Origin of the sequence: Clostridium acidisoli DSM 12555, from assembly GCF_900176305.1 — a bacterium.
GTDB classification, from domain to species: Bacteria; Bacillota; Clostridia; order Clostridiales; family Clostridiaceae; genus Clostridium_I; species Clostridium_I acidisoli.
This window is the reverse complement of record NZ_FWXH01000008.1, coordinates 83562-95773: the sequence shown is the minus strand read 5'-3', so window position 1 is coordinate 95773 and position 12212 is coordinate 83562. Positions and strand designations below refer to the sequence as shown.

Sequence of the window (12212 nt, the reverse complement as noted above, 5' to 3'; positions counted from 1 at the left end):
CCTCTCACTAACTTGAAAATCCAGAAGCATGAACTCCTGAGTAATCTCCACTACTTGAAGAGGTCCAAGTTTTCCAACCACCACCCGTCCAACCTGTTCCTGAACTTTTGTTTACTACTGCTTGCTGATTAAACATATTATTAGTTGTAGCATTAGTAAAAATAAATGGTGATAAACTCCCTCCGCCATAAATTACAGTGCTATTTTGGTCTTGATTGTTTTTCATTTCATCTTCATCTACTACTGAATATGGATTCTTTGCCTCACACCCTGAAAGCAAAATTGGATTTACCATAGCTACTGATACTGCTAAAGCCAGGGCTATAGCCTTTGTCTTACTGTTTTTTTCTTTATCGCTCATGCTATACATCTCCTAAATCAATAGTGTTTACAATAATGCTATTTTTCTTTAAATACTCCAAATAGCAATTTATATCTTCCTTAATCTTACCTGAATATAAAAAATTGAGCCTGTCCTTTTTCAATGCTATAAGCATCGCTACCTCCGGGAGTTCCTCTTCAGTTATTTCGTATTGATTATTAAATATCATTGGATTCTCCAAATTCAGTCCACTAATATATCTGTTTTTATCCAATATAAAAGCATGTGTTATTGGTTCAACTGTCTTTAGTTTCTCTGAATAATCTATAAGCTTTTCTATAAGTTCTTTATCTCCAACAATTCCGTATGGATGAAATAAAAAATTATAGGACAGTATAGGACAAACATTATACTGATTGTTTAATAACACTGCCATATCCATACCTATCTCCGTGCTGGTATCTACAATTATTATAGTATGCTCATCTATTATGCTATTCTCTAGTTTTTTCTTAACATTGTTTGGTACATTACATTCATAATCAAGTTTAAGCTCAAATTCATCCATATACTTTGCGCTTACAAATGGTGATGACTTAAAAAGATAGTCAAATATTCCTGTATTTGCAGTCCACCTTTTATAAACCAAATACCAATCTACTTCACTTAATTTCATAATGAGTTCCACCCTCATGAACGAATGCAACTATAGGGAAAGTAGATATTATATGAATTAATCCTTGTTCCCCTGTTACTATTATATTATTTTCATTGATGGCCTGTACCTTTCCATTAAACTCTATCTCAGGCTTTGAATGATCGTATGCCTTAGCGGAATAGTATACATATACAGGTTTTAATTCATAAGAAGTTTCTATATAGTTTCCATCGTAAACTATAGCTACAATATTATACATAGGTATTATTTGTTCATAACCATCACTATCTCTAATAATTAAATTATGTCCTGTTGTCTTTATTATTTCCCCTCTAAGCGTTATGTCTGGATCTGCATTATTATAACTTTTAATAGAATAATAAAAATATATATTACACATAAAATCTCCCCTTAATTTTATTTCATCCATACAATTCATATCTAAGTATAAGCGTCACTTTATTTGTAGATTATACCATAATTTATATTATCTATCTATATTATAATTAAAGATGTGTTTATGCATTAACTTAATATATTAATAATATATTAACTAAGTGCAAAAGTTTTTTATAACATATCGAAAAAAATCACCATTAAACTTTTCACGGCGAAGCATTGATAAAACTCTTCACCGATGCTTCGCCGTGTCTTAATGTTATACACAAATACTATTAAAAGTTTCTAAACATTTCTTTTTTAGCACCACATACCGGACATTGTTGTACCTTATCACCAATTTCTGTATACCCACATACAGGGCATACATATATTTTATCACTACCGATATCTGCTCCTGATTTTGCCTTTTCCTGTGCATTTTTAAATAATTCTGCATGTATTTTTTCTGCCTCCAGAGCATAGTGGAAGGATCTTTCTGCTCCTTTTTCCACTTGAAATTTAGCGGTTTCTAGATATACTGGATACATCTGTTTTACTTCATGTAGTTCTCCATCAATTGCACCTTGAAGATTTTGAACTATGTCTGTATTTCCAAATACCGCTCCAGCTACTACTGAATTATCACCTATTCCATCCTTAAGCACATTAAAATGGTTTCTTGCATGAACCCACTCTGCATTTGCAACAGCATTAAAAAGTCTCCCTATGTTGGGAAATCCATTTTTATTAGCCTCCTCCCCCCAAATTAAATATCTCATATGTGCCATGCTCTCTCCACCGTAAGCAGAACGTAAAAAATCTGCTGTCATTGCATTATTTACTGCCATTATAAACACATCCTATCGTAATCTATTTTTCTACTATATTGTTTTACAAATCATATAAAATATTCTTTAATTATAAAATGTTTTAAAGGAAATGCTTGTTTTTTGTAGAATACATATGCTAAGTTTATATATAAAAGCAACGAAAGGTGTGATATTTATGAATTTAAAACACTTAATTAGTCCTTTAGGAATGTTAACTGGTATCTTTTTTGGCATTGCAATATTAAATTTTTTCGTAAAGTATGTGAATAAAACTTTTATTAATAAATTAAAGTCCGATAAAAATAATTTTAAAAATATTTACAGAAAGTTTATGAGACTTATTGTAAAATATCATAAGATACTTGGAACTCTAGCTTTAATATTTTTAGTTCTTCATTTTTACGTTTCTTATTCTTCAGGGAGACTTAAATCAACAGGAATACTAGCTGGAATCATAATGCTAGTTGTCGTTCTCCTAGGTTTTTATGGTTTTTATATAAATAAAAATATGCGAGGTGCTTGGCTTAAAGTTCATAGGGTTCTTGCTTTTGTACTACTAGCTGCTGTAGCTCTTCATGTATTATAATGATTTAAAATTAATTTCTTGGGAAATACATTATAATTAGAACTCCAATTAGTGCAATGCCTCCGCCAATCAAATCAAATTTATCTGGCATAACCTTATCAACCTTCCAGCCCCACAAAATTGATAAAACTATAAATATTCCACCATAGGCGGCATATACTTTCCCAAAATTATTATTGGGTGGTTGTAAGGTTGGTATCACTCCATAAACAATTAAACATGCTGCTCCAAATACTCCAAAGATTATGCTTTTTCCTTCTCTAAGCCAAAGCCATACAAGGTACCCTCCTCCAATTTCAAATACTCCAGCTAAAACAAAATAAAAAATAGAGCTTATAATTTCCAAAATGATTTCATCTCCTGTAATCTTTGTTAATGATAATTGAACAAAACACTTAAGTAAGTGCATAAATGCTAACCTAAGTGTTTTTAATATACATAACATTTTATTTTTTTAACAATTCCCTTGGTATATGGCAATACCCATTAGGATTCTTATCTAAATATTTTTGGTGATATTGCTCAGCATCATAGAAGTTTTTAAGTGGCAATATTTCTGTTACAATAGGAGCCTCATATTTTTTCTGCTCAGCTGCTTTTGATGCTTCTATTGTTTGTAAATCTTCTTTATCCAAATAATATATTCCTGTACGATATTGAGTCCCAATATCATGTCCTTGTCTATCCTTTATGGTTGGATCTACAACCTTCCAGTATGCATCTATTAGCTTTTCTAACTTTACTAAATTTTCATTATATTCTATATAACACGCTTCTGCAAAACCTGTTCCATTGTTACAAACCTCTTCATAAGTAGGATTTTCTGTGTAACCATTTGCATACCCTACCTTTGTATTTATTACTCCATCAATAGTATTAAAATATGCTTCTACGCCCCAAAAGCATCCTCCTGCAAATATTATTTTCTTCATCCTGTATACCCTCCTTCTATTTGTAAACTTATTATATCCCAATCAATTCATATTTTCTAGCCCTAGTCCGATTTCATAAACATATTCAAATGTGTATGTTCATCTTTTAACACAAGTGTTCTAAGATTTACATCTAAAATACTTTGTTTTATGTTTAACTCTTATTTTATTGTCAATAATCACCAATAAAGAGGTGTATTATAAATGACAATTCAAATAAATGCAGCAAGTTTTACAGGCATAAGTGGTTATCCTATTAATGTAGAAGTTGATATCTCAGCTGGACTTCCTGCTTTTAATATAGTTGGCTTAGCTGATACTTCTGTTAAAGAATCTAAAGAAAGAGTCCGTTCAGCCATAATAAACTCAGGTTATACTTTTCCAATAAAAAGAATAACTGTTAATTTAGCTCCTGCTGATTTAAAAAAAGAAGGGTCTTTATTTGATTTACCAATAGCAATTGGAATTTTATCTGCTACAAATCAAATATGTTCAGATTTCATAGATGAATATATAATAGTAGGTGAATTATCTTTAAGTGGAAATCTCAAAAGAATTAAGGGTGCCCTTCCCATAACAACCTATGGTGTTAAAAATAATCTATCGAAAATAATTGTTCCTACAGACAACGCACTTGAATGTTCAATTGTAAAAAACTCTAAAATTTTTGGATTTGACAATTTATCACAGGTTATTGATTATTTTGAATATAGAGATTCTTTGCCTTTTAAATATAGCCAAAATTTTGAAAATGAATCTATTGATTTAGATTTTGATGATATTGTAGGCCAAGAATCTTCAAAAAGAGCCATAGAGGTCTCTGCATCTGGTGGGCACAATATAGTCTTATATGGAGCACCCGGTTCAGGCAAAACTATGCTTGCCAAAAGAATACCTACAATTCTGCCTCCCCTAAATTATGAAGAAGCTCTTGAAGTTACTGAAATATACAGCGTATCTGGAAATGTTCAAAATCAAAATTTAATATTTAAACGCCCCTTTAGAAATCCACACCATACAAGCTCAAAAATAGCTTTAGTTGGTGGTGGAAGTAACCTTATACCAGGCGAAATTTCTCTTGCACATAATGGTATACTTTTTTTAGATGAATTACTTGAATTCAAAAAGGATGTTCTTGAAGTTTTGAGACAGCCCTTAGAAGATAGAGTTATAAAATTTTCTAAATCTACTGGAAATGTAATTTATCCTGCTAATTTTATGTTTGTATCTGCATTAAATCCATGCCCCTGTGGAAATTATGGTTCTAATAAGGAATGTACTTGTACTGAATATCAAAGGAAAAGGTACATTTCTAAGCTTTCTGGTGCTCTACTTGATCGAATAGATATATTCTCTCCTGTTAAATCACTTAATTATGACGAGATAGAAAAAAGCAGAAAAACAGACAGCTCAAAAGAAATAAGAAAAAGAGTTACTCTAGCAAGGCAAATTCAAAAAGACAGATTTAGTCATGAAAATATACATTACAATTCAGAAATGCAAAAAAAACATATAGATAAATATTGTAAATTAAGCACTGACACCTCTAATATATTAAAAACACTATTTAAAAATTTTGAAGTAAGTACACGAGCTTACACTAGAATTTTAAAGGTTGCTAGAACCATAGCTGATATGAATGAAAGAAAAGACATAGCTCCAATAGATTTAATTGAAGCTATTCAGTATAGAAAATTTATCGATGGAAAAATTGTTTAATTTAAATACTTACTGAGCAGTATGATAAGGATTATTGGCATTAGTGTATATATCTGTTGCTTTAACTTGATCCTTCTTTAGGCTTCCGTCATCTACCATCATATTTATCCAAGTTTGAATGTATGCTTTCTGAATATAGTTAGTTTCATCATACCAGAATATACTCATGTTTTCTGGTTTCATTTTAAGCCTTTTAGCCTCTATTGCTATAGCTTGCTGTTGATGAGTATTTATCCAATGATGTGCCTTTACAATTGCTTTTGTAAACCCTTTTACAACTTCTGGATGTGCTTTTATAAATTTATCACTAAATCCACGAATTGAAGAGCCACCAGCCGGTCCCTTTACTACATCATAACTAGTAAACAAATCTTTTGTTCCACAATCATTTTTTGCTTTTTTTCCATATGGAGGATGTAAACATCCTATATCAACTGCTCCTTGTTTTATTGCTTGTTCTTGCTGTTCATCTGGCATAATTACAAAGTTTATTTTATCCTTTGAAATTTTATTTTGTTTAGCCCATTCTAACGCTATTATATCGGGACAAGAATCTGTGCTTGATACTGCCCATTTAATTTTTCTAGTGGCAGCAACCTTTTTAAAATCCTCTACAGTTGATACTGGACCTCCATCCTTTACAATATACTCCATATGAACGAATTTTTGATTATCTACCATTCCTGGAGCAACTATATGTATTTTAGCTCCAGCAAGTATTGCTCTTACAACTGTACTTGGATGATTTGTAAATACATCATTATTACCAGTTAATACTGACTGAACCTCACTAGTATCCGCATTAAGTAGTCCTGTATATTTTAATTGTATTCCTTCCTCCTTAAAATAACCTAGTTCATCAGCAATATCAAATTCATTAAACCCTGTCTGTGTAGGCATTCTTACCACAAACAATTTTTTCCCATCCGAAGTCTTTACATAATTATCTGATTTGGATGAGCATCCTATAAAACTTAAAGAGATCATTATTGCTATTCCTATTGGAAGAATTTTTTTCATAACTTTCAATTTTATCATCTGAAGCACTCCTATTATTTATATTTAATAATTTTCTAAACTATTTCAGCTATTTTTTCAAATTTTGTTATATTTTGTTTTTCATTGCATTGTAATAGTTCCCATATATTATGCCTTATATTGCTAAATTCTGGTGATGATCTAAGATCCCCATTATCTCTTGGCCTAGGCAAATTAACATCAATTATTTCTTTAATTGTTCCGGGATTTTTTGACATTACAGCTACTCTATCAGATAAAAATACCGCCTCTTCAATACTATGTGTTACAAAAATTATCGTCTTATTTGTTTTTTCCCATATTCTAAGTAACTCTACATGCAGTGATTCTCTAGTTTGCTCATCAACTGCTGCAAATGGTTCATCCATAAGAAGCACTTCTGGATCATAGGCTAGTGCCCTAGCAATTGCTATTCTTTGCTTCATTCCGCCTGATAATTCATGTGGATATCTATTTTCAAAACCTTCTAACCCAACCAAATCTATAAATTTTTTACTTATTTCTTTTCTTTCCTTTTTATTTACACCTTTTATTTCCAAACCAAATTCAACGTTTTTTTGAATTGTACGCCAAGGGAAAAGTGCATATCCTTGCATAACAATACCTCTATCAAGGGCTGGTCCATTTATTTCTTTATTGTCAATTATAACTTTTCCTGAACTTTTATTTATTAAGCCTGCAATTACATCTAGAAATGTAGATTTTCCGCATCCACTTGGACCAACAATTGATATAAATTCACCATTTTTTACATTAAGATTTAAATCTTTTAGAACTATTAAATCATTTCTCTTTTTACTTTCTTCATTCTTGATTTTATATATAAGGCTAACATTTTCCGCTTTTATTCTGTACTCAGAATTATTTTCCTCACCTTTAAAATTTATTTTTTTTCTTTTATTTAAAACCATAATATTCACTCCTATTCATTAATTATAGATGTGTCATCATTCCACTTCATAATTTTTTTACCAAGTAATACAAGCAAATAGTTTACAACAAGACCTAAAATGGCTATGCTAAGAATAGCAGCATACATATTAGGTACTTCAATTTTTACCTGTGATTCATAAATTAAAAACCCAAGTCCAGAATTTGATCCAATCATTTCAGCTGCAATTAAAATTAAAATTGCTGAAGTCGCACTTAGACGAATACCTGTAAATATAGAAGGAAAAGCTCCTGGTAAAATCACTTTTATAAATAGAGTAAGGGGTGATGCTCCCATAGACCTAGCTGATTTTATTAAAAGTGGATCTACCGTTTTAACTCCTGAAATGGTATTTAACAATATTGGCCATTGAACCCCCCAAAATATAATAGCTACTTTAGAAACCTCTCCTATACCAAAAATAAGAATAAACACTGGAAGTAAGGCAAGTGCAGATGTTTGTCTAAAAGTTTGAAGAAGTGGATCTAAAAATTTTTCAATTCTGTCGAACCATCCAATTAAAAGCCCTAATGGCACTGCTATTATAAGCGCAAGTCCAAATCCGATTATTGCTCTCTGTAAGCTTATTAGAACATCCTTAAACATTTCTCCACTTATTATTAATTGGAAAAATGCTAAAATAACTTTAGAAAATGGTGGAACAAAGATAGGATCTGCTAATCCAACTCTAGGTGCTACCTCCCATATCAGTAAGAATATAAAAACAGCTAGCAAACTGTATAATTTTTTACCCAATTTTTTAATTAAATTTGCAACCATAATATCACCTCATTAATTATTGAAAATCATCAAGAACTGCTGAATATATATCTTCTGTTAACCTAAGTCCCCCTTCATAACCAACATAAGTTCTACTAAGCACCATTCTGTCGCTGATTGGTGTTGATATTGAAACTCTATAGGCATCTATTTCTTTTGAAATAACCCTATCCCAAGCACTACCAAGAATTAATGGTTTGCTTCTAAACTTTTTTTCTCTCAAATATTTTATTGGAACCCCACTGTCAATTGTAAATTCAACTTCCGCTTTAATTCCATTAACATATTTCTTGAATTCATCTTCTATAGCTTTCATGTACTTCTTTGGCGTATTATCTGTAACAAATTGTTTTTCAGGCAAAAGTCCTAAATCATTAACCAAAAACCTGGAAATTCCAAGACTATAGAAACCATCTGCTATGGTAACAAAGTGCTTTGGCAATATTCTTGTTTCTAATAAAATATCCGCTGCCCTCTCAATGTAGTAATAATATCTGTCTTCTTGCCTCTTTATTTCACTTTCAACTATTTTTTTATCAATTCCAATAAAATTAGCAACAGTTCTTAAAAACTTAGCTGTTTCCGTTGGACCAATAGGAAGTATAGGGTAATGCAAATATGGAGTACCGAATTTTTTTTCAAGGTGTTTTACATTATTAAGACCTACCCAAGGAGAAATAAGTAAATTATATTGGGCTTTAGGCACCTTCTTTAAGGATTTTATTCCATTTCCTGGTCCAAAAATTATATTCACTTTAACTCCTAAAGCTGATAGAAGCTTTCTTAATTCTTCAAAATTACCAGTCCAAAAGGTATCCTGATAAGGTACTGTTGCCCAAACATTTACGAGTCCTGCTTCTTTTTCATCAGTTTCTTCTAAATATTGATCAATTATTGAATCAATTATTAACTCATGCCCAAAGAAATTATTTCCTTTGAAACCTCCTGTTTCTGCATAAACAATTGGTTTGCCTTCATCCTTAAATTTAGTTACGACTTCAGCAATATTGTCACCAACAATATCTGAAGTGCACCCTGTTAATGCTACAAACAAATCAGCATCCATAACACGAAAAGAATTTGATACAATTTGCTTAAATTTTTCTATACCTCCAAATACAACTTCCTTTTCAGAAACTGAAGTACATGGAATAGAGTGACCACCAATATACCCTGTTCCTTGGCACCCATTATGAACTCCTAAGGTAGCCCAAAGTTTAGCTGCACACCCAGGTCCTGAATGTATTATTGGAACTGCTCTTTCAATGGCAAGTACTGATTCAAATCCGCCAAGCGCACAAACATGTCTTGGTTCTTGAACTACCTCACTCATTATCCCACCTCATTTTCTAGGAATTTAAATGCATCTTGTTCAAACCACCACTTGGAATATGGAAGTTTTATTCTGCTTGATAAATTTTGTGCAAGACTATTGTTTGCTAAAGTATCAATAAGTCTATATCCAAAATCTATAATTCCTCTATATCCAAATGCACTATATTCATCTGCTAGCATTATTGAAGGAATACCCATTTTTGTAGGCCATACTGTAGTTCCGGGATGCCTTGCTACATATAAATCAGGTTTTAATTTATTTAAAAGATTTAATATTTCAAAATTTTGTTGATCACAAACACTTATAGGAGTTTCTTCCTCTATGGTTGATAATGCTACAGTTGACTCAGGAATGTTTCCATGATCATAGTGTTGATCAAAATGCCACGATATTCCCCAAATAACTTCTACTCCTAGTTCTTTCAAAACTCTTATATAGTTATGTGCAAAACTTGGTCCCATACCTATAACTGCCTTTTTTCCTTTAAGTTTGTTCCTTATTTCTTCAAGTTCAGGAGCAATACGTAATTTCTCATTCTTTATATAATCTTCAACTTCTTTTTCTTTATTTGTTATTTTTGCTAAAGCTCTAAGCCAGCTATCCATTCCCGCTATTCCATGAGGTTGTATTGATTTTACATATGGCACCCCAAATTTTTGTTCAAGTCCATTACCTAAATAACTTCCTAAAGTTCCACATATGCTTATGGTCGCAGCTGATTCTGACATTCTAGATATTTCATCTATAGTACTATATCTAAGTCCAAACTGAGGTACTAAACCGATGTTAGATAAAATTTCTATTATATAATCCCTTGCACTTCCATTAAAATTTATCATGTTAACTATGTTAGATCTTTTTTGTTTAGGTGGTTTTATTATACGAGTTAATACTGCGTGAAATGCTGAATCAAAACCAGAAGCCCATATTTTAGATCTAAAGCCTTCACAAAATACTGGTACAACTGGTATTTTAATTTCCTTTTCTATCTCATCAGCTATACTCTTAACATCATCTCCTATAATTGCTGATGCACAAGAGGTAGTTATGAATATTGCTTTTGGATTAAATCTTTTATAAGCTTCCCAAATTCCTTCTTTAAGCTTATCAATGCCCCCAAATACCGTTGTATTTTCAGTCATATTTGTGTTTATAATCTTAACATTTGAGTGTTCCAAGTTTCTTATATTCTGACCCCATTTTAGAGTTGTATTTTCACCTATCACATCTGCCGAACATCCAATGGCACCGTGATTTACAATAGCTGCATCAATTATCCCTGAAAGATATCCTTGTGCACATCCCGAACTACAATTGCTTGCCTGACTAAAACATCTTTCTTTGTTTTTTAGGCACCCACAACTCGTTTGCCTCACTAAATCTTTTATTGTTCCTGTGTATCCAGTAATAGAACCTAGTCTGTTTTCTCTTGTTTCAGCTTCAATCCTTTTAATGTTAATAGACATACTTTACTATACCTCCAATCTTATATATAAAAATAAGGCTTTGTATAAATGTAAGTTTATACAAAGCCTCTGGTTTTCCAGTGAGCATTATTCCAAGTATTTATATATGTTTGCTACAATATTATCATCATTTTGAATATATGTCAATATTATGATAATACTAATTTGTGTTTCTTTTCAAATTTTCTAGCTCTTTAATATCATTTACAACAGTTATTTTGCTCTTTATCATCCCCATATAACAAGTAAACATATACTCTCCAGTTTCTTTAGGTGTAAATTTCATAATATTATGTCCTACTAAAAATTTCTTTTTCACACCAAATTTTGTGACTTGTATTTCATTGTTGCATTCATTTAAATCTTCCTTTGAAACAACCATATCCCATTTAACAGGTATGTTTTTAACCACAACAATTGGTGGAAAAGCATCTGGTTTTAACTTTGTTTCTACTTCTTGTTTGTCACTTCTGACTACTGCAAAAACTGTGTCCTCATTCATAACAACCTTATTTGAGCTAAAATCTATTCCTTCTATTGTTATCCCCCTTGAAATCATTACCACCCCAAGCACTAATATAATCATTGCACTAAATTTTAAAGTTATTTTTGAAAATTTTTTTATAAAAATTGTGTGTGCCCCTGCTACTGTTCCTAATATAATAAGCAATGGAACTGTACCAATTGAAAAGATAAATGCACCAATCGCTCCATAAATAAAACTTTTTGTACTTAATGCGTACAATTGTATCATCTGCAAAGGCCCACAAGGCATTAGTCCTGATAATAGCCCTATAACTATCGGACTGTAACTATTCCCATTAAAAATTTTTTTAGCTACAACTGAAGGAATTGTGAAATTTAACCTTCTTAGAAAAGAAAATATGCCTAATAAATTAATTGACATAATAATCATAAATATACCTGCTACAACTGGCACAATACCTTTAAGTACACCATTAAAGCTAATTATCTGTCCTAATCCACCAACAATTCCACCAATTGTTGTATATGATATAATTCTACCCAAATTATAAAGAATTGCTGAAAGACTAAACCTCTTGTCCTCACTTTTAATGCTTTGTGAAATGACTATCCCACCACACATACAAGCACAATGAACTGAAGTAAGTACTCCAAAAACAAATAGCAGCCCAGCACTTGGATTTTTACCTAATTCAGGTAAATATTTAAGCAAAACTAAATTTTTTAATCCATCATACATAAAATTTA

Annotated in this window: 14 protein-coding genes; 2 read left to right on the top strand and 12 right to left on the bottom strand. The window is 31.4% G+C overall.

Annotation, left to right across the window (positions count from 1 at the left end; all coding sequences use genetic code 11):
* Window positions 1-7: 7 nt before the first annotated feature.
* From B8978_RS11705 to B8978_RS11690, 4 genes are all read right to left on the bottom strand, one after another.
* The gene (locus B8978_RS11705) at window positions 8-361 is read right to left on the bottom strand and encodes a hypothetical protein (protein WP_084116214.1); all 354 of its coding nucleotides are present in this window, start codon (window positions 359-361) and stop codon (window positions 8-10) included.
* A gap of 1 nt (window position 362) precedes the next feature.
* Complete coding sequence (locus tag B8978_RS11700; RefSeq protein WP_084116213.1) at window positions 363-998, bottom strand: hypothetical protein; 636 nt, start codon at window positions 996-998, stop codon at window positions 363-365.
* Window positions 985-1380, bottom strand: a complete 396-nt coding sequence (locus B8978_RS11695; protein ID WP_084116212.1) for a hypothetical protein — start codon at window positions 1378-1380, stop codon at window positions 985-987. Before B8978_RS11695 ends, B8978_RS11700 begins: the two co-directional genes overlap by 14 nt.
* A gap of 274 nt (window positions 1381-1654) precedes the next feature.
* On the bottom strand, window positions 1655-2209 hold the full coding sequence (locus B8978_RS11690) for a rubrerythrin family protein (protein ID WP_084116211.1): 555 nt from the start codon (window positions 2207-2209) through the stop codon (window positions 1655-1657).
* A 157-nt stretch (window positions 2210-2366) separates the two neighbouring features.
* On the opposite strand from B8978_RS11690, the gene B8978_RS11685 reads away from it, so the two are divergent.
* Window positions 2367-2777 (top strand): hypothetical protein, encoded by a 411-nt coding sequence (locus tag B8978_RS11685; protein WP_176212685.1) that lies wholly within the window; start codon window positions 2367-2369, stop codon window positions 2775-2777.
* Between the two features lie 10 nt (window positions 2778-2787).
* Here the strand turns inward: B8978_RS11685 and B8978_RS11680 are convergent, their stop codons facing one another.
* Window positions 2788-3123 (bottom strand): YnfA family protein, encoded by a 336-nt coding sequence (locus tag B8978_RS11680; protein WP_084116210.1) that lies wholly within the window; start codon window positions 3121-3123, stop codon window positions 2788-2790.
* Window positions 3124-3223: 100 nt separating this feature from the next.
* Window positions 3224-3709, bottom strand: a complete 486-nt coding sequence (msrA, locus tag B8978_RS11675) for a peptide-methionine (S)-S-oxide reductase MsrA (protein WP_084116209.1) — start codon at window positions 3707-3709, stop codon at window positions 3224-3226.
* 204 nt (window positions 3710-3913) lie between these two features.
* Here msrA and B8978_RS11670 point away from each other — a divergent pair, with 204 nt between their 5' ends.
* Window positions 3914-5428 carry a YifB family Mg chelatase-like AAA ATPase gene (locus B8978_RS11670; RefSeq protein WP_084116208.1) on the top strand — a complete coding sequence of 505 codons (1515 nt, stop codon included), beginning with the start codon at window positions 3914-3916 and terminating at the stop codon, window positions 5426-5428.
* A gap of 9 nt (window positions 5429-5437) precedes the next feature.
* On the opposite strand, the gene B8978_RS11665 is transcribed toward B8978_RS11670, so the two are convergent.
* From B8978_RS11665 to B8978_RS11640, 6 genes are all read right to left on the bottom strand, one after another.
* Window positions 5438-6466 (bottom strand): ABC transporter substrate-binding protein, encoded by a 1029-nt coding sequence (locus B8978_RS11665; RefSeq protein ID WP_084116207.1) that lies wholly within the window; start codon window positions 6464-6466, stop codon window positions 5438-5440.
* Window positions 6467-6501: 35 nt separating this feature from the next.
* Window positions 6502-7377 (bottom strand): ABC transporter ATP-binding protein, encoded by an 876-nt coding sequence (locus B8978_RS11660; protein ID WP_084116206.1) that lies wholly within the window; start codon window positions 7375-7377, stop codon window positions 6502-6504.
* Window positions 7378-7388: 11 nt separating this feature from the next.
* Entirely contained in the window at window positions 7389-8177 is a 789-nt protein-coding gene (locus tag B8978_RS11655) for an ABC transporter permease (RefSeq protein WP_084116205.1), read from the bottom strand.
* Between the two features lie 16 nt (window positions 8178-8193).
* A complete protein-coding gene (locus B8978_RS11650; RefSeq protein ID WP_084116204.1) occupies window positions 8194-9510 on the bottom strand; it encodes a nitrogenase component 1 in 1317 nt (438 codons plus the stop codon).
* Window positions 9510-10979 carry a nitrogenase component 1 gene (locus B8978_RS11645; protein ID WP_084116203.1) on the bottom strand — a complete coding sequence of 490 codons (1470 nt, stop codon included), beginning with the start codon at window positions 10977-10979 and terminating at the stop codon, window positions 9510-9512. The genes B8978_RS11650 and B8978_RS11645 overlap by 1 nt, the downstream gene beginning before the upstream one ends.
* A 160-nt stretch (window positions 10980-11139) precedes the next feature.
* Complete coding sequence (locus B8978_RS11640) at window positions 11140-12204, bottom strand: sulfite exporter TauE/SafE family protein (RefSeq protein WP_084116202.1); 1065 nt, start codon at window positions 12202-12204, stop codon at window positions 11140-11142.
* Between the last annotated feature and the right edge of the window lie 8 nt (window positions 12205-12212).